22 protein-coding genes are annotated in these 18,770 nt (G+C 71.5%); 8 read left to right on the top strand and 14 right to left on the bottom strand.

The window, feature by feature from the left end:
* A partial coding sequence (locus ACWDVG_RS30515) for a hypothetical protein (RefSeq protein WP_451704008.1) occupies nt 1–193 on the top strand: 193 nt, incomplete at its 5' end.
* Nucleotides 194–342: 149 nt separating this feature from the next.
* Here ACWDVG_RS30515 and ACWDVG_RS30510 read toward each other — a convergent pair.
* On the bottom strand, nt 343–1,005 hold the full coding sequence (locus ACWDVG_RS30510) for a DNA-3-methyladenine glycosylase (protein ID WP_451704007.1): 663 nt from the start codon (nt 1,003–1,005) through the stop codon (nt 343–345).
* Between the two features lie 87 nt (nt 1,006–1,092).
* Between ACWDVG_RS30510 and ACWDVG_RS30505 the strand changes: the two genes are divergently transcribed.
* The 3 genes from ACWDVG_RS30505 to ACWDVG_RS30495 all read left to right on the top strand — a co-directional run bounded on the left by ACWDVG_RS30505 (nt 1,093) and on the right by ACWDVG_RS30495 (nt 3,143).
* The gene (locus ACWDVG_RS30505; RefSeq protein ID WP_451704006.1) at nt 1,093–1,875 is read left to right on the top strand and encodes a sporulation protein; all 783 of its coding nucleotides are present in this window, start codon (nt 1,093–1,095) and stop codon (nt 1,873–1,875) included.
* 55 nt (nt 1,876–1,930) lie between these two features.
* Nucleotides 1,931–2,470, top strand: coding sequence for a YbhB/YbcL family Raf kinase inhibitor-like protein (locus ACWDVG_RS30500; protein ID WP_451704005.1), 540 nt, complete (start codon nt 1,931–1,933; stop codon nt 2,468–2,470).
* Between the two features lie 166 nt (nt 2,471–2,636).
* Nucleotides 2,637–3,143, top strand: a complete 507-nt coding sequence (locus ACWDVG_RS30495) for an HNH endonuclease (RefSeq protein WP_451704003.1) — start codon at nt 2,637–2,639, stop codon at nt 3,141–3,143.
* 67 nt (nt 3,144–3,210) lie between these two features.
* On the opposite strand, the gene ACWDVG_RS30490 is transcribed toward ACWDVG_RS30495, so the two are convergent.
* From ACWDVG_RS30490 to ACWDVG_RS30475, 4 genes are all read right to left on the bottom strand, one after another.
* Nucleotides 3,211–3,984 carry a sulfite exporter TauE/SafE family protein gene (locus ACWDVG_RS30490; protein WP_451704001.1) on the bottom strand — a complete coding sequence of 258 codons (774 nt, stop codon included), beginning with the start codon at nt 3,982–3,984 and terminating at the stop codon, nt 3,211–3,213.
* A 91-nt stretch (nt 3,985–4,075) separates the two neighbouring features.
* A complete protein-coding gene (locus tag ACWDVG_RS30485; protein WP_451703999.1) occupies nt 4,076–5,014 on the bottom strand; it encodes an SPFH domain-containing protein in 939 nt (312 codons plus the stop codon).
* Nucleotides 5,015–5,107: 93 nt separating this feature from the next.
* Nucleotides 5,108–5,536 carry an NfeD family protein gene (locus tag ACWDVG_RS30480; protein WP_451703997.1) on the bottom strand — a complete coding sequence of 143 codons (429 nt, stop codon included), beginning with the start codon at nt 5,534–5,536 and terminating at the stop codon, nt 5,108–5,110.
* Nucleotides 5,537–5,613: 77 nt separating this feature from the next.
* Nucleotides 5,614–6,405, bottom strand: a complete 792-nt coding sequence (locus ACWDVG_RS30475) for an ABC transporter ATP-binding protein (RefSeq protein WP_451703995.1) — start codon at nt 6,403–6,405, stop codon at nt 5,614–5,616.
* Nucleotides 6,406–6,540: 135 nt separating this feature from the next.
* Between ACWDVG_RS30475 and ACWDVG_RS30470 the strand changes: the two genes are divergently transcribed.
* Nucleotides 6,541–7,332 (top strand): hypothetical protein, encoded by a 792-nt coding sequence (locus ACWDVG_RS30470; RefSeq protein ID WP_451703993.1) that lies wholly within the window; start codon nt 6,541–6,543, stop codon nt 7,330–7,332.
* Nucleotides 7,333–7,406: 74 nt separating this feature from the next.
* Here ACWDVG_RS30470 and ACWDVG_RS30465 read toward each other — a convergent pair whose 3' ends face one another.
* The 3 genes from ACWDVG_RS30465 to ACWDVG_RS30455 all read right to left on the bottom strand — a co-directional run bounded on the left by ACWDVG_RS30465 (nt 7,407) and on the right by ACWDVG_RS30455 (nt 9,588).
* Entirely contained in the window at nt 7,407–7,649 is a 243-nt protein-coding gene (locus ACWDVG_RS30465) for a chaplin (protein ID WP_451703991.1), read from the bottom strand.
* A 153-nt stretch (nt 7,650–7,802) separates the two neighbouring features.
* A complete protein-coding gene (locus tag ACWDVG_RS30460) occupies nt 7,803–8,450 on the bottom strand; it encodes a response regulator (RefSeq protein WP_451703990.1) in 648 nt (215 codons plus the stop codon).
* Entirely contained in the window at nt 8,443–9,588 is a 1,146-nt protein-coding gene (locus ACWDVG_RS30455) for a GAF domain-containing sensor histidine kinase (protein ID WP_451703988.1), read from the bottom strand. Before ACWDVG_RS30455 ends, ACWDVG_RS30460 begins: the two co-directional genes overlap by 8 nt.
* Before the next feature lie 430 nt (nt 9,589–10,018).
* Between ACWDVG_RS30455 and ACWDVG_RS30450 the strand changes: the two genes are divergently transcribed.
* Nucleotides 10,019–10,801 carry a transglycosylase SLT domain-containing protein gene (locus ACWDVG_RS30450; RefSeq protein WP_451703986.1) on the top strand — a complete coding sequence of 261 codons (783 nt, stop codon included), beginning with the start codon at nt 10,019–10,021 and terminating at the stop codon, nt 10,799–10,801.
* 76 nt (nt 10,802–10,877) lie between these two features.
* Here the strand turns inward: ACWDVG_RS30450 and ACWDVG_RS30445 are convergent, their stop codons facing one another.
* The gene (locus ACWDVG_RS30445) at nt 10,878–13,463 is read right to left on the bottom strand and encodes an FHA domain-containing protein (RefSeq protein ID WP_451703984.1); all 2,586 of its coding nucleotides are present in this window, start codon (nt 13,461–13,463) and stop codon (nt 10,878–10,880) included.
* Nucleotides 13,464–13,659: 196 nt separating this feature from the next.
* Between ACWDVG_RS30445 and serB the strand changes: the two genes are divergently transcribed.
* Nucleotides 13,660–14,874, top strand: a complete 1,215-nt coding sequence (serB, locus tag ACWDVG_RS30440) for a phosphoserine phosphatase SerB (RefSeq protein WP_451703983.1) — start codon at nt 13,660–13,662, stop codon at nt 14,872–14,874.
* 67 nt (nt 14,875–14,941) lie between these two features.
* Here the strand turns inward: serB and ACWDVG_RS30435 are convergent, their stop codons facing one another.
* The 4 genes from ACWDVG_RS30435 to ACWDVG_RS30420 form a co-directional block, all read right to left on the bottom strand.
* Nucleotides 14,942–15,460: a SixA phosphatase family protein gene (locus ACWDVG_RS30435; protein ID WP_451703981.1), complete on the bottom strand. Its 519-nt coding sequence runs from the start codon at nt 15,458–15,460 to the stop codon at nt 14,942–14,944.
* A gap of 35 nt (nt 15,461–15,495) precedes the next feature.
* Nucleotides 15,496–15,699: a hypothetical protein gene (locus ACWDVG_RS30430; RefSeq protein ID WP_451703979.1), complete on the bottom strand. Its 204-nt coding sequence runs from the start codon at nt 15,697–15,699 to the stop codon at nt 15,496–15,498.
* Between the two features lie 191 nt (nt 15,700–15,890).
* Nucleotides 15,891–16,007, bottom strand: coding sequence for an SGM_5486 family transporter-associated protein (locus tag ACWDVG_RS30425; RefSeq protein ID WP_451703978.1), 117 nt, complete (start codon nt 16,005–16,007; stop codon nt 15,891–15,893).
* Nucleotides 16,008–16,024: 17 nt separating this feature from the next.
* Nucleotides 16,025–17,404, bottom strand: a complete 1,380-nt coding sequence (locus ACWDVG_RS30420; RefSeq protein ID WP_451703977.1) for a CynX/NimT family MFS transporter — start codon at nt 17,402–17,404, stop codon at nt 16,025–16,027.
* Nucleotides 17,405–17,467: 63 nt separating this feature from the next.
* Here ACWDVG_RS30420 and ACWDVG_RS30415 point away from each other — a divergent pair, with 63 nt between their 5' ends.
* Nucleotides 17,468–18,214 (top strand): FadR/GntR family transcriptional regulator, encoded by a 747-nt coding sequence (locus ACWDVG_RS30415; protein WP_451704010.1) that lies wholly within the window; start codon nt 17,468–17,470, stop codon nt 18,212–18,214.
* Here the strand turns inward: ACWDVG_RS30415 and ACWDVG_RS30410 are convergent.
* Nucleotides 18,117–18,596 carry a hypothetical protein gene (locus ACWDVG_RS30410; RefSeq protein ID WP_451703975.1) on the bottom strand — a complete coding sequence of 160 codons (480 nt, stop codon included), beginning with the start codon at nt 18,594–18,596 and terminating at the stop codon, nt 18,117–18,119. The two genes, ACWDVG_RS30415 and ACWDVG_RS30410, sit on opposite strands and share 98 nt — an antisense overlap.
* Nucleotides 18,597–18,770: the final 174 nt, after the last annotated feature.

Here is an 18,770-nt window from a genome sequence, read left to right as displayed (position 1 = left end):
TCTGGCGTTGATTTTTGGCACGCTGTTGAGTTCTCAAGGTGCGGACGCTTCCTTCGTTCCTGTTTCCAGGCCCTCCGGGCGCTTCCTTCGTTTCCAACCTTACCAGATCCTTTTCCGCTCCGTTTCCGGTTCGGAATTTGTTTCCGGTGGCCTGTTGGCTGCCTTTCGCATTTCGGCGTTGCCACCACGTTAACCGATTTCCTTGGCGACTCATAATCGAGTCGGTCGAATCTCCTTTCGGCATGCCGAAAGGAGCCCCGCCCAGGGATTCGATCGAAGGTAGTGGATGGCCGCTGACGGGGTGTCCGAACGGACAGACCGTCTCAAGCGGCTCGGGCCACGTTAGTCGCTCGTCCTGGTCGAGTCAAGGCGTCTCTTTCGGGGCACGTGGGGGCGGTACGGGCTCACCGTCGGGTCGTCCTCGATCCAGAAGCGCCAGGGGTGCGGGGCGCCGTCGCCGCCGACTCCGGTGCGGGGGCCCGTGCGGATCCGGGACCGGGGCGGCGGGGTGCCGGTGAGCAGGGAGAGCGGGGCGTCGGGGCCCGCGCAGACGTCGGTGCCGTTGAGGGAGCCGGGGACGTCCAGGGCCGTGGCGAGCCGGGCCGGGCCCTTGGCGAGTTCCCGGTCGGAGCGGGCCGAGCGGCGGCGCGGGCGGGCGAGCTCGGCGCCCTTCAGGATCTCGCCGGCACGCAGCAGGACCCCGCTCGCCTCCCCCTCGGGGCCGCACACCATGTTCAGGCAGTGCCACATGCCGTACGTGAAGTAGACGTACGCGTGACCGGGCGGGCCGAACATGACGGCGTTCCGTGCCGTGCGGCCGCGGAAGGCGTGCGAGCCGGGGTCGATGGCGCCGGCGTACGCCTCCACTTCCGTGAGGCGCAGTTCGATGCGGTCGTCTCCTTGGGTGCGCACGAGTGTGCGGCCGAGGAGGTCGGGGGCTACCTCCAGTACCGGGCGCTCGAAGAAGGTCCTCGGGAGCGGCGTACGGTCGGGGCTCTCGCTCATGGCGTCCGAGGGTAACGGGGTCCGTGCGGGAACCCGCTACGGTCGTGGCGCGTATGTAGGGGTCAGGACAGAGAAGGAGTGACAGTCATGGGGTTCAAGAAGCTGCTGGCGAGCCTGGGTGCCGGTGGGGCGACCGTGGAGACGGTGCTCACTGAGGAGAACGTGGTTCCCGGTGGTGTCGTGCAGGGCGAGGTGCGGATCCAGGGCGGCAACGTCGACCAGCAGATCGAGGGGCTGTCCGTCGGGCTGCAGGCGCGTGTCGAGGTCGAGGGCGGCGACCAGGAGCACAGGCAGGACATCGAGTTCGTGAAGGTGCGGCTCGGTGGGGCGTTCGAGGTGAAGGCCGGGGCGGTGCACGTGGTGCCGTTCGGTCTGGAGATCCCGTGGGAGACACCGGTCACCTCGGTCGCGGGGCAGCAGCTGCGCGGGATGAACATCGGCGTGACGACGGAGCTGGAGATCGCGCGGGCCGTGGACTCGGGAGACCTCGACCCGATCAACGTGCACCCGCTGCCGGCGCAGCAGGCGATCCTGGACGCCTTCATCCAGCTGGGCTTCCGCTTCAAGAGCGCCGACATGGAGCGCGGTCACATCCGGGGGACGCGGCAGCGGCTGCCCTTCTACCAGGAGATCGAGTTCTTCGCGCCGCAGCAGTACCGGGGCCTCAACCAGGTCGAGGTCAGCTTCGTCGCCGACGAGAACGAGATGGACGTCGTGCTGGAGATGGACAAGAAGCCGGGTCTGTTCGGTGAGGGCAGCGACTCCTTCCGGGCGTTCAAGGTGGGTCTGAACGACTTCCACACCACCGACTGGGCGGCCTACCTGAACCAGTGGCTCGCCGAGGTCGGCGGCCGCCGCAACTGGCTCTAGACACCCTCTAGGCTCGGCAGCGTCAGCGTTGACGGACGATTCGGAGGTACTCGACGTGTCCGAGGGCAAGAGGGCGCCGCTCCCCCACGACTTCCATCCGCCGGTGGCGGCGTTCACCGTGGTGAGCGACGACGTCGCGCCGGGCGGGGTCCTGAAGGACGCGCAGGTGTACGCGGAGGGGAACCTCTCTCCGCACCTGCGGTGGGAGGGGTTCCCGGCGGAGACGAAGAGCTTCGCGGTCACCTGCTTCGATCCGGACGCCCCGACGGGCAGCGGTTTTTGGCACTGGGTGCTGTTCGACATCCCGGCGTCCGTGACGGAGCTGCCCGCCGGTGTCGGGTCCGGTGCGTTCGAGGGGCTGCCGGCCGGTGCCGTGCACGCGCGGAACGACTACGGGTCGAAGGACTTCGGCGGTGCCGCTCCGCCGGCCGGGGACCCGGCGCACCGGTACGTGTTCACGGTGTACGCGGTGGACCAGGAGAAGCTCGGGCCGGACGGCGACGCCTCGCCCGCGGCCGTCGGGTTCAACCTGCGGTTCCACACGCTGGGGCGTGCCCAGCTGATCGGTGAGTACGCCGCTCCGGCGCAAGGCTGATCGTTCGTTTGTTGTTTGCCCGCTTCTGGTCTTGGAGAGATCAGAAGCGGGCATCTTTTGTTGCGCAGGGAAATTGCGTTGTCCGACCCGGCCGGCCCGGCCATCGTTGATCCAAGCCCGAAACCCCGCAGGGGGGCGTTGGGCCGGCACACGGGAGGTGGGCAACATGCGGGACACGCTGGTACTCAACGCGAGCTTCGAGCCGCTGTCGACGGTCACACTCAACCGTGCGGTGGTGCTTGTCCTTCAGGACAAGGCCGTCGTCGAGCAGGCCCATCCCGATCTGCGGGTGCGCGGTGCCGCGGTCGATCTGCCGATGCCCCGGGTGATCAGGCTCTGCCGGTACGTCCGGGTGCCGTTCCGAAGACAGGCGCCGTGGTCGAGGCGGGGTGTGCTGGTCAGGGACCAGCACCGGTGCGCGTACTGCGGGAAGCGGGCGACCACGGTGGACCATGTGGTGCCGCGGGCGCAGGGTGGTGGGGACAGCTGGCTGAATACGGTCGCTTCCTGTGCGGAGGACAACCACCGCAAGGCCGACCGGACGCCGGAGCAGGCGGGGATGCCGCTGCTGTTCCAGCCGTTCGTACCGACTCCGGCGGACGCGATGCTGCTCGCGATGAGGGCCGGTGAGCGTTCGGAGCTGCCGGAGTGGCTCGCGAACACGGCCGCGTAGTGCCGGGACCGTACCGTCGAGGAGCCCGTCTCCCCCTTGGGGTGGCGGGCTCCTCCGGTGTGCGGGGTCAGTTGAGGGTGAGCTGGAGGATGGCGACGATGCCGACCGCGATGATCACTCCGCGCAGGACGGTGGGCGGCAGCCTGCGGCCGACCTTGGCGCCGATCTGGCCGCCGATGGTGGAGCCGACGGCGATGAGGAGGACGGCGGTCCAGTCGAAGTCGGCGACGAAGAGGAAGAAGACGGCGGCGACGCCGTTGACGAGGGCGCCGAGGATGTTCTTGACGGCGTTGATCCGTTGCAGGTCGTCGTGGAGCAGCAGGCCCATGAGGGAGAGGTAGAGGACGCCCTGGGCGGCGCCGAAGTAGCCGCCGTACATGCTCGCGAGGAAGAGGCCGCCGAGGAGGACGGGGCCGCCGTCGGGGTGGGCGGTGGTGCCGGCCCGTTCGCGGCGGCGCTTGACGGCGGCGGCGATGCGGGGCTGGAGCAGGACGAGGACGAGCGCGAGGGCGATGAGGATCGGGACGATCGCGTCGAAGGCGTCCGAGGGGAGGGCGAGGAGCAGGATCGCGCCGATGAGGCCGCCGAGGAGGGCGGCGGTGCCGAGGCGGAGGACGCGGGCGGTCTGGCCCTTGAGTTCGCGGCGGTAGCCGATGGCTCCGCTGACGGAGCCCGGGACGAGGCCCAGGGCGTTGGAGACGTTCGCGGTGATCGGGGGGAGTCCGGTCGCGAGGAGGACCGGGAAGGTGATCAGGGTGCCCGATCCGACGATGGTGTTGATCGTGCCGGCGCCGATGCCGGCGGCGAAGACCGCCAGTGCTTCCCAGATGGACAACGCCATCTCCTTACATGGTCAGTGGTTCGCCTCCCCGCCCCGCGAGCGGCAGGGTCGAGGGGCTCGCCACCGATCATGCACGGATTACGTGTACGTGTCAGTCAACGGTGGGTTCTTCTCGGCGTTCGGGCGCCTTGTCCTTGGTGTTGAAGCCGGGGACGCCCGGAGCGACGTTGCCGAAGGCGCCGGAGAGGCCCTTGAGGGCGTCGCCGATCTCGCTGGGGACGATCCAGAGCTTGTTGGCGTCGCCCTCGGCGATCTTCGGGAGCATCTGGAGGTACTGGTACGAGAGCAGCTTCTGGTCCGGGTCGCCGGCGTGGATGGCCTCGAAGACGGTGCGGACGGCCTGGGCCTCGCCCTCGGCGCGCAGGGCGGCGGCCTTGGCCTCGCCCTCGGCGCGGAGGATCTGCGACTGCTTCTCGCCCTCGGCGGTGAGGATCGCGGACTGGCGGGTTCCCTCGGCGGTGAGGATGGCGGCGCGCTTGTCGCGCTCGGCGCGCATCTGCTTCTCCATCGAGTCCTGGATGGAGGTCGGCGGCTCGATCGCCTTGAGCTCGACGCGGTTGACGCGGATGCCCCACTTGCCGGTGGCCTCGTCGAGGACGCCGCGGAGGGCGGCGTTGATCTCCTCGCGGGAGGTGAGGGTCCGCTCCAGGTCCATGCCGCCGATGATGTTGCGGAGGGTGGTGACGGTGAGCTGCTCGATGGCCTGGATGTAGCTGGCGACCTCGTACGTGGCGGCCCTCGCGTCGGTCACCTGGTAGTAGATGACGGTGTCGATGTTGACGACGAGGTTGTCCTGGGTGATCACCGGCTGCGGCGGGAAGGGGACGACCTGCTCGCGGAGGTCGATCCGGTTGCGGATCGAGTCGATGAACGGGACGACGATGTTCAGTCCGGCGTTGAGCGTGCGGGTGTAGCGGCCGAAGCGCTCCACGATCGCCGCGCTCGCCTGCGGGATGACCTGGATCGTCTTGATCAGGGCGATGAAGACGAGCACCACCAGAATGATCAGGACGATGATGACTGCTGACATCGTGTTCCCCGTGCCCTTCGCTGCCGGTTGACTTCCGGATCGCTTTCGATGATCGAGTTTCCCAGATGGCGGAGCGTCATGGGTGAGGTTCGGTCACATGACGACGGCGGTGGCCCCGTCGATGTCGACGACGTCGACCTGTTCGCCCGGTTCGAAGGTCTGGCCGGTGTCGAGCGCGCGGGCGGACCAGATCTCGCCGTTGAGCTTGATGCGGCCGCCGTGGGCGTCGACCCGTTCCAGGACGAGGGCCTGACGGCCCTTCAGGGCGTCGACGCCGGTGGCGGTGCCGGCCCGGTCGCCGCGATGACGTGCGGCGATCGGGCGGACCACGGCGACGAGGGCCACGGAGACGACGGCGAAGACGAGCACCTGGGGGACGACGCCGAAGCCGAGGGCGGCGGTCACCGCCCCCGCGACCGCGCCGACCGAGAACATGCCGAACTCCGGCATCGCGGTCAGGACCAGCGGAATGCCGAGCCCCACCGCGCCGATCAGCCACCAGACCCACGCGTCGATGTCCACGTGGTCATGGTAGGGCGGTGGGGCTGCTCCGGGACAGGGCGCGGGCGGGCTGTGCGGGTCCGCCGGTGCCCGGCCGGTCACTTCAGGGGGAGGCCGTGGGCGGTCCAGCGGTCGCCGACGCGCTCGACGAGGAGCGGGAGGCCGAAGCAGAGGGAGAGGTTGCGGGAGGTGAGCTCGGTCTCCATGGGGCCTGCGGCGAGCACCTTGCCCTGACGGATCATCAGGACGTGGGTGAAGCCGGGCGCGATCTCCTCGACGTGGTGGGTGACCATGACCATGGAGGGCGCGTACGGGTCGCGGGCGAGGCGGCCGAGACGGCGGACCAGGTCCTCGCGGCCGCCGAGGTCGAGACCGGCGGCGGGCTCGTCGAGGAGGAGGAGCTCGGGGTCGGTCATCATCGCGCGGGCGATGAGGGTGCGCTTGCGCTCTCCCTCGGAGAGGGTGCCGAACTTACGGTCCAGGTAGTCGCTCATGCCGAGGCGGTCGAGGAAGGCCTTGGCGCGCTCCTCGTCGACCGGGTCGTAGCCCTCGTGCCAGGTGGCGGTCATGCCGTACGCGGCGGTGAGGACGGTCTGGAGGACGGTCTGGCGCTTGGGGAGCTTCTCGGCCATGGCGATGCCGGCCATGCCGATGCGGGGGCGGAGGTCGAAGACGTCGACGCCGCCGAGCCGCTCGCCGAGGATCGTGGTGCTGCCCTTGGTGGGGAAGAGGTAGCTGGAGGCGATGTTCAGCAGGGTCGTCTTGCCGGCGCCGTTGGGGCCGAGGATGACCCAGCGCTCGCCTTCCTTGACCGACCAGGAGACCTCGTCCACCAGAGCCCGTCCGTCGCGGACCACGGATACGTCCACCAGCTCCAGTACATCGCTCATGAGCGCGTTGTCTCCCCTTGCGGTCGAGTCGGGTCGTCGCCTTGCGCCGATGGGCGCGGCGTCCAGGGGAAAACCTACGTTATCGGCGGAGCGGGCCCGTCCCTAGGGCTTCCTTTGAGTCCCTACTCTGGGGGGATGCTTTCGGAACCACGCTCAGGACGCCTGGCCGCCTGGGGCAACGCCCTGCTGGCCGGGGCGGTGTCGCCGGACGAGGCGGCGCTGGCCATTGTCGGGGAGGACGCGGTGCACCGCGTGGAGGGGCTGCCGGGTGAGCCGGGGCCGGTGGGGCTGACGCTCGCGCTCGGCCGGCTGCGGCGGCTCGGGGTCACCGGGTGGCGGGTGGCGCTGCCCGCTCCGGGGCATCCGCTGGGGCTGAGCGGTCCGCCGGAGTTCAACGCGCGGGCGCTGGAGGCGGAGGAGGCGGTGGTCGGCTTCGGCGCGCCGTACGGTCTGGTGCCGGAGGTCGCGGAGGCGGGGCCCTCGGGCGACGTGCACGTGTCGGTGGTCTGGCACTGTCTGGCGGTGCGGGAGGCGCCGCCGGCCGACGTGCCCTCCCTCGGGGAGGCGGAGCGGGAGCTGGCGGAGGCGCTGCGGGAGGCGACCACGGTGCTGACGCGGCTCGACGTGGCGGCGTCGGGTCCGGCGGCGGAGGCGGCGCGGGAGGCGTACAGGGCACGGGCGGAGGTGGGCCGCGAGGTGCTGGCCCCGGGGTATCCGCCGCGTGCGGTGCGGGTCCTGGAGCTGGCGCAGCGCATCGGGCTGCTGATGGACCTGGCGTACGACCACGGGCACGGCGGGGCGGTGAGTTCCTCGGAGATGGCGGCGCGGGGGGAGGCGCTGCGGCCGGTGGAGCGGGTGGCGCGGCGGGCCCAGGTCGCCGCGTACAACGCGTACGTGGAGGAGAGGGAGCGCGAGCGGGGGTTCTGAGCCCCCTGTACGTCGTGGTGAAAGGGGTCGGCCCCCGGTGGGATCGTCCGGGGGCCGAGCGCTGGGGGTGCCGGTCAGGCGTTGAGGGCGTGGTTGCCGAAGGCCGGGTTCAGCAGGCCGATCACGTTGATCGTGTTGCCGGAGGCGTTCACGGGGACGTGGACCGGGACCTGCACCAGGTTGCCGGAGCCGACGCCCGGCGAGTTGAGGGCCTTGCCCGTGGCCTCGGCGCCGTGGGCGGAGGCGGCACCCGCGCCGGCGGCGACGATGCCGCCCGCGATCATGGTGAGGGCGGCGGCCTTCTTGAGGTTCTTCACTGGGTACATCCTCCTGGTCATCGCTGCGGCCGGTCCGCCGCAGCACGCCCTGGAGAACGCCGTCACCCCCGTGGGGTTACGCCGAACGGGGGACATCCACACGACGGTATGAAGGACTGAACGGTCGTGCGCCGGTCGCGCGGGAGGGGCGCGTCAGCCCGTGAGGCCGTGCCGTACCGCCCAGAGGGCCGCCTGGGTGCGGTCCGCCAGGTCGAGTTTCATCAGGATGTTCGAGACGTGGGTCTTGACCGTCTTCTCGGAGAGGACGAGGGCGCGGGCGATCTCCCGGTTGGAGCGGCCGTCGGCGATGAGGGCGAGCACCTCGCGCTCCCGTTCCGTGAGCGTCGTGCCCCGTCCCGTACCGCCGCCCTGGGGGTCGTCCTGGGCGAGGAGGGCTTCGGCGACCTCGGGCTGGAGGAGGACGTGGCCGGCGTGGACGGAGCGGATGGCGCCGGCGAGGGCGTCGGGATCGATGTCCTTGTAGACGTAGCCGGAGGCGCCGGCGCGGAGCGCGGGGACGACCGTGCGCTGCTCGGTGAAGCTGGTGACGATCAGGACCCTGGCCGGGTTGGCGAGCGCGCGGAGCCGCTTGAGCGCCTCGATGCCGTCCGTGCCGGGCATCTTCACGTCCATGAGGACGACGTCGGGGCGGAGCTCCTCGGCGCGGGCGACGCCCTCGGCGCCGTCGGCGGCCTCGCCCACGACCTCTATGTCGTCCTGCACCTCCAGGAAGGTGCGCAGGCCGCGCCGGACGACCTGGTGGTCGTCGACGAGCAGGACGCGGACGGGCTTGTCAGCCACCGGGGACCTCCATCTCGATCGTCGTGCCCTCGCCGGGTGCCGAGGTCACGGTGAGCCGGCCGCCGACGCCGCTCGCCCGGTCGCGCATGGAGACCAGGCCCAGGTGGCGTCCGGCGGTGCGGACCGTGCGGGGGTCGAAGCCCCGGCCGTCGTCGGTGACGGTGAGGCGCGCTCCCTGGCCCGCGCGGGTGAGGGAGACGCTGACAAGCCCGGCGTCGGCGTGGCGCAGGGCGTTGTGCAGGGCTTCCTGGGAGACCCGCAGGACCGCTTCCTCCTGGGCGGCGGGCAGGGCCCGGACGCCGGTGCTGTCGAAGAGGACGCGGGCGGTGTGGGCGCGGTCCAGGACCTGGATCTGGGTGCGGAGGGTGTGGACGAGGCCGTCCTCGTCGAGGGCGGCGGGGCGGAGCTCGACGACGGCGGCGCGCAGTTCGTCGGCGGCCTCGGCGGCGAGGGCGGCGACCTGCTGGAGTTCGCCCTTGGCGCGGGCGGGGTCGCGGTCGACGAGGGCGGCGGCGGCCTGGGCGGTGAGGCGGAGGGAGAAGAGCTTCTGGCTCACGGCGTCGTGCAGCTCGTGGGCGAGCCGGGAGCGCTCCTCGACGATGGTGAGTTCGCGGCTGCGCTCGTAGAGCCGGGCGTTGGTGAGGGCGATCGCGGCGTGCTGGGCGAGGATGCCGAGCAGTTCCTCGTCCTCCGCGGTGAAGCCGCAGGTGCCGGTGGGGCGGGGGCAGCGCTTGTTGGCGAGGAAGAGGGCGCCGAGGATCTCGTCGCCGTCCTTGACGGGCAGGCCGAGGAAGTCGGACATCTCGGGGTGGGCCTCGGGCCAGCCCTCGAAGCGGGGGTCCTCGCGGACGTCGGCGAGGCGCTCGGGCTCCGCCGTGTGGAGCATCGAGGCGAGGATGCCGTGCTGGCGGGGCAGGGGGCCGATCGCCTTCCACTGGTCGTCGCTGACTCCGTCGACGACGAACTGGGCGAAGCCGCCGTGGTCGTCGGGGACGCCCAGGGCCGCGTACTCGGCGTCGAGCAGCTCGCGGGCGGAGACCACGATCGTCTTGAGGACGTCGCGCACCTCCAGGTGGCGGCTCATCGCCAGGAGGGCGGTGCTCACGGCGGCCAGGCCGGAGCTCGGTCGATGGCTCATGGGTTCACCGTACCGGCGGGGTGTGACGGTGCGTATCCGCCCGGGGACGGCCGGGACGGGGGTCCCGCGACCTAGGTCGGAGGGCCCGGGCGGGGGTCTCGTACCGGAGGAGGAGGAGGCTCACTCTGCGCATTGCTGGCGCAACTCGGGGTGAGTTCGTTACGCGGCCGATGTGAGCCCGCGCATAGGACCCAGGTCACTTACGAAGCCGCTTAGTGGAGTCGGAAAGTCCGGGTCAGGGCGGTGTGGGCGGGATGCGGGGGGCGTTCGGCGGCGGGTGCGCGAGCCCCTGATCCACTACCCGGGATCGTACGTCACACCTTTGCCACGCCATTTTGCGGCCGCTAAGAATTGCCCCCGTCGCCGCCGAGCAGGCGCAGCGCCGCCCCGGCCCCGCGACGACCCCCAGCGATTCGAAGAGGTAGCCCGCATGTCTGCGAACACCCCTGGCCACAGTCGTGGTCTGAAGAAGACCCACAAGGCCACGATCGCCGGCGTCGCCGCTCTGGGCGCCGCGGCGCTCACCCTCACCCTGGTGCCCGGCAACGGCGGCACCGAGGTGGAGCCCCAGGCCCTGTCCGGCACGCAGCAGGTCGCCTGGTCGTACGACGCGAACAGCCCGCAGGCGAAGGCCCTGGCGGCCAGCGTCACCGAGCAGCAGACCACCGTCGGCCTGAAGGCGAAGCAGGAGGCCGAGGCGAAGGCGAAGGCCGCCGCGGAGGCCAAGGCGAAGGCGGCCGCGAAGGCCAAGGCCGAGGCCAAGGCGAAGGCGGAGGCCCGCGCGAAGGCCGAGGCCCGTGCCAAGGCCGAGGCGAAGGCGAAGGCCGCCGCGAAGAAGCGTGCCGCGGAGAAGGCGGCCGCGAGCCGTGCCGCCGCCCGCACGCCGGTCTTCGCGAACAACCTCGACGGCTGGATCCGCGAGGCGCTCTACATCATGGACAAGCACGACATCCCGGGCACGTACCACGGCCTGCACAAGAACATCATGCGCGAGTCCAGCGGCAACCCGCGCGCGATCAACAACTGGGACATCAACGCCATCAACGGCGTCCCGTCCAAGGGTCTGCTCCAGGTCATCTACCCGACCTTCAAGGCGTACCACGTGCCGGGCACCGCGTTCGACCAGTACGACCCGGTCGCCAACATCGTCGCCGCCGCCAACTACGCGGCCGACCGCTACGGCTCGATCGACAACGTCAACAGCGCGTACTGACCCCGAGCGGGGCGTACGCACGCCGAAGGGCGGCACCCCGTGCGGGTGCCGCCCTTCGGGCGTCGTGCGGAGGACGCTACTTGCGCATGACCTCGGGCTCGTGGCGGCGCAGCAGCCGGGCCACGACGACGCAGCAGACGACCGCCATCAGCAGCTGGACGCCGATGTCGATGCCCCACTGGGCGGCGGTGTGCTCCCAGAGCGGGTCGGTGTCGGTGGGGTTCTTGGGGTCCCACGGCGGCATCAGGCGGGCCAGGTCGAGCGTGGTGCCGGCGCCCGCGATGCCCCAGCGGGAGGGCATCAGCCAGGCGAACTGCTCCAGGCCGGGCGAGCCGTAGACCTGGAAGAGGATGCCGGTGAAGACGACCTGGATGATCGCGAACATGACCAGCAGCGGCATGGTCTTCTCGGCGGTCTTCACCAGCGCGGAGATCACCAGGCCGAACATCATCGAGGTGAGGCCGAGCGCGATGACCTGGAGGCAGAGCTCCACGGCCGGCGGCATGAACAGGCCCTCGGCGGGCAGCTCGCGGGTGGCGAAGCCGATGCCGCAGATGATGACGCCCTGGAAGGCCGTGATGAGGCCGAGGACGACGACCTTGGACATGAGGTACGCCGAGCGGGACAGGCCGGTCGCCCGCTCGCGCTCGTAGATGACCCGTTCCTTGATCAGCTCGCGTACGGAGTTGGCGGCGCCGGAGAAGCACATGCCGACCGCGAGGATCAGCATGATCGTGCCCGCGTCGCCGTTGAAGCGGGACGGCGGCTTCGGGGAGCCCAGGCCGAAGTCGGCCGGGATGACCACCGAGACCGCGCCGAGGACCGCGGGCAGGATCACCATCAGGGCCATGAAGCCCTTGTCGGAGGCGATCACCGAGACGTACCGGCGCATCAGGGTCCACAGCTGCGAGCCCCAGCCCTGCGGCTTGGGCGGGCGGGCCATGGCCTGCTGCGGCATCTGGACGGGCTGGGCGGCGACGGCGTCGATGTCGGCGGCGTACAGCTGGTAGTGCTGCGAGCCCTTCCAGCGGCCGGCCCAGTCGTAGTCGCGGTAGTTCTCGAAGGCGGAGAAGACGTCGGCCCAGGTGGAGTAGCCGAAGAAGTTCAGCGCCTCGTCCGGCGGGCCGAAGTACGCCACCGAGCCGCCGGGCGCCATGACGAGGAGCTTGTCGCACAGGCCGAGCTCGGCCACCGAGTGGGTGACGACGAGGACCGTGCGGCCGTCGTCGGCGAGACCGCGCAGCAGCTGCATGACGTCGCGGTCCATGCCCGGGTCGAGGCCGGAGGTCGGCTCGTCCAGGAAGATCAGCGAGGGCTTGGTGAGGAGCTCCAGGGCGACGGAGACGCGCTTGCGCTGGCCACCGGAGAGGGAGGTGACCTTCTTCTCCTTGTGGATGTCGAGCTTCAGCTCGCGCAGCACCTCGTCGATGCGGGCCTCGCGCTCGGCGGTGGCGGTGTCGCCGGGGAAGCGGAGCTTGGCGGCGTAGCGCAGCGCCTTCTGGACGGTCAGCTCCTTGTGGAGGATGTCGTCCTGCGGGACCAGACCGATGCGCTGGCGCAGCTCGGCGAACTGCTTGTAGAGGCTGCGGTTGTCGTAGAGGACGTCGCCCTCGTTGGCGGGCCGGTAGCCGGTGAGCGCCTTGAGGAGGGTCGACTTGCCGGAGCCGGAGGGGCCGATGACGCCGATGAGCGACTTCTCGGGGACGCCGAAGGTGACGTCCTTGAGGATCTGCTTGCCGCCGTCGACGGTGACCGTGAGGTGGCGGGCCGAGAAGGAGACGGAGCCGGTGTCGACGAACTCCTCGAGCTGGCCGCCGACGATCCGGAAGGTCGAGTGGCCGACGCCGACGATGTCCTGCGGGCCGAGGAGGGCGGTGCCGCCCTTGGCGATCGGCTGGCCGTTGACGTAGGTGCCGTTGTGCGAGCCGAGGTCGCGGATCTCGAAGCGGCCGTCGGGCGTCGCGTGGAACTCGGCGTGGTGGCGCGAGACCTGGAGGTCGGAGACGACCAGCTCGTTCTCGAGCGCGCGGCCGATGCGCATGACGTGGCCGAGGGCCAGCTGGTGGAAGGTGGTGGGGCTGCGGTCGGCGTACGCCGAGGAGGCGCCCGCCGCTCCGCCGGTGGCCGGGACCTTCTGCGCGAGCTGCTCGACGGGGCCGCCCTGCTGGTGCGGGACCTGCTGGTGCGGGACCTGCTGGTGCGCGGGGGCGTGTCCGCCCTGCTGCGGCCAGCCCTGCTGCTGCGGGGGCGCCTGGTGCGTGGCCCAGTCGGCCTGGCCGGCGGCCTGGTGGGCCGGTGCCTGGTGGGCGTGGGCCTGGGCCTGGTGGGCCGGGGCCTGCTGCTGGGGCGCGGCGGCGGCGCCGGCGGTGAGATTCAGCCGCGGGCCGTCGGTGGCGTTGCCCAGGTGGACGGCCGTGCCGGGGCCGATCTCCAGCTGGTGGATCCGTTGGCCCTGCACGAAGGTGCCGTTCGTGGAGCCGTGGTCCTCGATGACCCAGCTCCGCCCTCCCCAGCTGAGGGTGGCGTGGCGCCACGAGACCCTGCCGTCGTCGATGACCAGGTCACCCTGCGGGTCCCTGCCCAGGGTGTACGACCGGGACGGATCGAGCGTCCAGGTCCTGCCGTTCAATTCCAGTACGAGTTCTGGCACTCCATGCCCCACTACTTGTCCCCCGATGCACCCCCGTCTTCGGGAGTCCAGGGATGGCGAATCATCCTGGGGAACTATTTCAGGCCCGGTCCCGTCTCGGAAAGTCGGGCCGTGTGAAGACCTTCGGGGCGGCCTGCGGCGACTCGGGTGTCCGCAGGGCGGGACGGGGGCTCTGGGGGTGCGCGGTGCCCGATACGGTGGAACCACCATGAGCGCATCGCAGACCTCAGACGTTCCCACCCTTCTCGTCAAGATCTTCGGGAAGGACCGTCCCGGGATCACCGCCGGACTCTTCGACACCCTCGCCGCCTTCTCCGTCGACGTCGTGGACATCGAACAGGTCGTGTCCCGCGGCCGTCTCGTCCTGTGCGCGCTCGTCACGGAGCCGACCGTCGCCCCGGCCGGCGAGCTGCGGGCAACCGTCCACAGCTGGGCCGAGTCCCTGAAGCTCCAGGCGGAGATCATCTCCGGTACGGGCGACAACCGGCCGCGCGGCAGCGGCCGCTCGCACGTGACCGTGCTCGGCCACCCGCTGACCGCGGAGCAGACGGCGGCCATAACGGCCACCATCGCCGGGACCGGCGGCAACATCGACCGCATCTTCCGGCTGGCGAAGTACCCGGTGACGGCGGTCGAGTTCGCCGTCTCGGGCTGCGAGACCGAGCCGCTGCGGACGGCGCTCGCGACCGAGGCGCACAGCATCGGGGTCGACGTGGCCGTGGTCTCCGCCGGGCTGCACCGCCGGGCCCAGCGGCTCGTCGTCATGGACGTCGACTCGACGCTCATCCAGGACGAGGTCATCGAGCTGTTCGCGGCCCACGCCGGGTGCGAGGACAAGGTCGCCGAGGTGACCGAGGCGGCGATGCGGGGCGAGCTGGACTTCGAGCAGTCGCTGCACGCGCGGGTGGCGCTGCTGGCCGGTCTGGACGCCTCGGTGGTGGACAAGGTCCGCTCCGAGGTGCGGCTGACGCCGGGCGCCCGGACCCTGATCCGTACGCTCAAGCGGCTCGGCTACCAGGTCGGCGTGGTCTCCGGCGGCTTCACTCAGGTCACGGACGACCTGAAGGAGAAGCTGGGTCTCGACTTCGCCCAGGCGAACACCCTGGAGATCGTCGACGGGAAGCTGACCGGCCGGGTGACCGGGGAGGTCGTGGACCGGGCGGGCAAGGCACGGCTGCTGCGCCGGTTCGCGGCGGAGGCGGGTGTGCCGCTGGCGCAGACCGTGGCGATCGGCGACGGGGCGAACGACCTGGACATGCTGAACGCCGCCGGCCTCGGCGTGGCGTTCAACGCCAAGCCCGTGGTGCGCAAGGCCGCCGACACGGCGGTGAACGTGCCGTTCCTCGACACGGTGCTGTACCTGCTCGGCATCACGCGCGAGGAGGTCGAGGCCGCGGACGGCGGCGAGGAGCTGCTGCACTGAGCCCGGTCGCCCCGGACAGGGAGAGGGCCCGGTCGTCGGGAGACGGCCGGGCCCTTTCGCGTACGGGTCAGGGGTGCGGGGTCCAGAAGTCGACGAGCCGGCCGACGCCGTGCTCCAGCGACTTCCAGGGTCCGGCGAAGGAGACGACGGCGAAGGCCGAGGTGGGGAAGCCGCTGCGGTGCATCCGCGCCAGGGTGTCACCCTCCGCCTGGCCCGCGAGGGCGTCCGCCAGCGCGTGCATGCCGGGGTTGTGGCCGACGACGAGGAGGTTGTCGACGTCCTCCGGGACCTCGTTGAGCAGGGCGATGAGCTCGCCGAGCGAGGCCTCGTACAGCCGCTCCTCGTAGACGGTCCTGGGGCGCTCGGCCAGTTCCGGCACGGCGAGCTTCCAGGTCTCCCGGGTCCGTACGGCGGTCGAACAGAGGGCCAGGTCGAAGCGGATGCCGGTCTCGGCGAGCCTGCGGCCGGCCACGGGGGCGTCCGTGCGTCCGCGATCGGCGAGCGGGCGCTCGTGGTCGGACACCTGGGGCCAGTCTGCCTTCGCGTGCCGGAGCAGCACGATCCTGCGGGGTGTTTCGACGCTCATGGTCCACAGCTTCGCACGAAACGGGGTCCGTCGGCTCAGAGAGCGAGCGTTTGCCGGATCTGCTGGAGGACGCGGTCGACCCCCAGGTCACCGGAGGTGGCGTGGGCCTCTCCCGGCCCCGCCACGAGGAGCAGCAGGACGGTGAAGGCGGCCACCGGGAGGGCGAGCGCCCACCAGGGCAGCCGGGTGTCGACGCCGGTCGGCACGGTCCGTATGCCGGTGGGGGTACGCGCCGCCATGGCCGCCTCCGGGGGTGGTCGGGTCCCGCATCTCCGCGGTGTCTTCACCGTACGGAGCGCGGGGGCCGCGGCCCATCCGGTGATCCACCCAGATGACCCTGATACCCGCCCCCTAGGGGACGGGGGGTTAGCCCCACCTCGTGGGCTTCCGCGTCGCGGGCTTGCGCCCCGGGGGCTTGCGCGTCAGGTGGTCAGGGCGAGGCGACGGTGGCGATGACAGCGATGACCACCGAGATGCCGAGCATCGCGCCGAGCACGAGCAGCAGCTTCTTCTGGCCGTTCTGGGGATTGGGTTCGAGGACTGGCATGGGAGCAGTCTCGCATCTCAGCACTCGTCCTCGACGGTCCGGTCCCGTCCCGCGAGTGTCCCCATGATCATCTGGGGGACGAGCAGTCCGCCCATGAGCGCGATCGGGACGCCCCAGCCGCCGGAGTGCTGGTAGAGCACGCCGACGAGGAGGGGGCCGGGGATGGAGATCAGATAGCCGACGCTCTGCGCGAAGGCGGAGAGCCGGACGACGCCCGCGCCGGTCCGCGAGCGCATGCCGATCATGGTCAGGGCCAGCGGGAAGGAGCAGTTGGAGACGCCGAGGAGCACGGCCCAGGCCCAGGCCCCGGCGGCGGGGGCGAAGAAGAGGCCGGTGTAGCCGGCGAGACCGCAGAGGGCGAGGCCGACGGCGATGGGGCCCTGGTTCCTCATCCGGGTCGCGAGCCGGGGGATGACGAAGGCGAGCGGGACGCCCATGACCATGGTGACGGCGAGGAGCACGCCCGCGGTGGAGGCGGGGACGCCCGCGTCGCGGAAGATCTGCGGCATCCAGCCCATGGTGATGTACGCGCCGGTGGCCTGGAGGCCGAAGAAGACGCCGAGCGCCCAGGCGGTACGGCTGCGGGTGATCCGGGGTGCGGGAGTCTTCTCCCCGCTCCGGGCCGCCTCGCCGGGCGCGGCCTTGCTCTCGGCCGTCTCGTCGGACTCGGCCGTGGTCCGGGCCGGGGTCCGCGCGGGCGGCACGGTCGCCGCTTCGCGCGCCCGGTCCCGGTCGCGTACCAGCGGGATCCAGGGCAGCACGGCGAGGGCGGCGAGCGCGGCCCAGACGCCGAGGCCGAGGCGCCAGTCGCCGCCGAGGGCGTCGGTCAGCGGGACGGTCGCGGCGGCGGCGACGGAGGTGCCGAGCGCGAGGGCCATGGAGTAGAGGCCGGTCATCGTGCCGATGCGGTCGGGGAAGTAGCGCTTGACGATGACGGGCATCAGGACGTTGCTGACGGCGATGCCGACGAGGGCGAGCGCGCTGGCGGCGAGGAAGGCGACGGTGCCGGAGGCGAAGGGGCGCAGCACGAGCCCGGTGAGGATCGCGGCCATGCCGGCGCAGACGACGGCGGCCGGGCCGAAGCGGCGGGCGAGCCGCGGGGCGGTGATGCCGAAGACCGCGAAGCAGAGCGGGGGCACGGAGGTGAGGACTCCGGCGACGGTGCCGCTCATGTGGAGGCCCGCGCTGACCTCTTCGAGGAGGGCGCCGAGGCTGGTGATCGCGGGGCGCAGGTTCAGCGCGGCGAGGACGAGGCCGAGGGTGACGACGCCGAGGGTCCAGCGGGGCGGGGCGGCGGTCCGGGGCGCCCCGGCCCGTACGGGAGAATCCCCGGCGTCGGTGGTGGTGCGGGCCCGCCGCGCGGCGGCGGGGTCGAGGGTCTTCGGCTCGTCTGACATAGGACCATCATAGAATCATGGGATGATTGGTTGTCCAATCTCGAACGAATGGGACGGTGCTCCATGGCCCTCGGCCACCCTCGGCGTACGGGACTCTCCGATCAGGTGATCGCCGAGCTGCGGAACCAGATCACCTCGGGCGAGTGGCCGGTCGGCTCGCGCATCCCCACCGAGCCCGAGCTCGTGGAGCAGCTGGGCGTGGCCCGCAACACCGTGCGCGAGGCGGTGCGGGCGCTCGCCCACAACGGGCTTCTGGACATCCGCCAGGGCTCCGGCACCTACGTCATCGCGACGAGCGAGCTGGCAGGGGTCATGCACCGGCGGTTCTCCGGCTCCGACCCCCGGCACGTCGCCGAACTGCGCTCGACCCTGGAGTCCTCCGCGGCCCGGCTGGCGGCGGGGCGGCGGACGGAGCGGGACCTGAAGCAATTGGACGCGCTGCTGCTGCGGCGCGAGGAGGCCTGGGACTCCGGGGACGCCGAGCGGTTCGTGACGGCCGACGCCGCCTTCCACCACGCGGTCGTCGCCGCGTCGGGGAACGAGGTGCTCACCGAGCTGTACGCGGACCTCGGCGATCTGCTGCGGGAGTGGCTGCGCGACGACGTCGGACGGGAGCTGCAGCCGGAGAACCACATGGACCACGCGCGGCTCGTGGACGCGATCAGGGACGGCGACGGCGAGCGGGCCGCGACGGAGGCGGCCGGCTACCCCTTCATGTGCCTGCGGAGGCCGGAGCCGGAGGAGCCGGAGCCGGAGGAGCCGGCGCGGCGGCGGGCGGCGGAAGGGGCTCGGCCACGGGCTCGTGGGTGATCCACGCGGCCCGGACCTCCTTCCAGCAGCGGGCGGTCACCCGCGCGTGGGCGGCGGGGTCGACGTCGACCGGGGCGCTGTCAATGTCCAGGTCCCACCAGCGGTCGCACTCGACGTGGAGCCGGACGCGGTCGGTGCGGGGGTACGGGTTGCTGCAGTGGGCGGTGACGCGGGAGCCCTCGACGACGGTCCGGCAGGAGGCGCCGAAGTTCTCCGGCTCCTCCCCCGGCGGGCCCACGGGAGCGGGCGCGGCCCGGGCGGTGGCGGGGAGCTCCTCGGCCGGGGCGGGGGCGGCGCGCACCTCGGCGGCGACGGCGAACCCGGTGAGCAGAACGGCGACCGAGGCGAACGCGGCGAACCCGCGGGGTATCGCGAGGCGCATGCCCGTACCTCCTCCCCGTGAGTAGCCGGAACAACACGCTTCGACCAGTCTGGGGTGATTCGCCAGACTTTTCGAGTCGAGGGGCCGGGCACCGGGACGGGCGCGGGCACGGGAACGCCGCGAGGGCCGTGTGCCCGCCCCGGCCGGGGCGGGCACACGGCCCTCGCTCGGTAC

It is taken from the genome of Streptomyces sp. NPDC003327, assembly GCF_053589515.1.
The sequence above is the reverse complement of the archived record's forward strand: the minus strand, read 5'-3'. Positions and strand labels throughout refer to the sequence as shown.

Coding starts and splice junctions, on each gene's coding strand:
- ACWDVG_RS30510 (WP_451704007.1), bottom strand. CDS start 1,005: ATGAGCGAGAGCCCCGACCGTACGCCGCTCCCGAGGACCTTCTTCGAG.
- ACWDVG_RS30505 (WP_451704006.1), top strand. CDS start 1,093: ATGGGGTTCAAGAAGCTGCTGGCGAGCCTGGGTGCCGGTGGGGCGACC.
- ACWDVG_RS30495 (WP_451704003.1), top strand. CDS start 2,637: ATGCGGGACACGCTGGTACTCAACGCGAGCTTCGAGCCGCTGTCGACG.
- ACWDVG_RS30490 (WP_451704001.1), bottom strand. CDS start 3,984: ATGGCGTTGTCCATCTGGGAAGCACTGGCGGTCTTCGCCGCCGGCATC.
- ACWDVG_RS30485 (WP_451703999.1), bottom strand. CDS start 5,014: ATGTCAGCAGTCATCATCGTCCTGATCATTCTGGTGGTGCTCGTCTTC.
- ACWDVG_RS30475 (WP_451703995.1), bottom strand. CDS start 6,405: ATGAGCGATGTACTGGAGCTGGTGGACGTATCCGTGGTCCGCGACGGA.
- ACWDVG_RS30470 (WP_451703993.1), top strand. CDS start 6,541: ATGCTTTCGGAACCACGCTCAGGACGCCTGGCCGCCTGGGGCAACGCC.
- ACWDVG_RS30455 (WP_451703988.1), bottom strand. CDS start 9,588: ATGAGCCATCGACCGAGCTCCGGCCTGGCCGCCGTGAGCACCGCCCTC.
- ACWDVG_RS30450 (WP_451703986.1), top strand. CDS start 10,019: ATGTCTGCGAACACCCCTGGCCACAGTCGTGGTCTGAAGAAGACCCAC.
- serB (WP_451703983.1), top strand. CDS start 13,660: ATGAGCGCATCGCAGACCTCAGACGTTCCCACCCTTCTCGTCAAGATC.
- ACWDVG_RS30435 (WP_451703981.1), bottom strand. CDS start 15,460: ATGAGCGTCGAAACACCCCGCAGGATCGTGCTGCTCCGGCACGCGAAG.
- ACWDVG_RS30430 (WP_451703979.1), bottom strand. CDS start 15,699: ATGGCGGCGCGTACCCCCACCGGCATACGGACCGTGCCGACCGGCGTC.
- ACWDVG_RS30425 (WP_451703978.1), bottom strand. CDS start 16,007: ATGCCAGTCCTCGAACCCAATCCCCAGAACGGCCAGAAGAAGCTGCTG.
- ACWDVG_RS30420 (WP_451703977.1), bottom strand. CDS start 17,404: ATGTCAGACGAGCCGAAGACCCTCGACCCCGCCGCCGCGCGGCGGGCC.
- ACWDVG_RS30415 (WP_451704010.1), top strand. CDS start 17,468: ATGGCCCTCGGCCACCCTCGGCGTACGGGACTCTCCGATCAGGTGATC.
- ACWDVG_RS30410 (WP_451703975.1), bottom strand. CDS start 18,596: ATGCGCCTCGCGATACCCCGCGGGTTCGCCGCGTTCGCCTCGGTCGCC.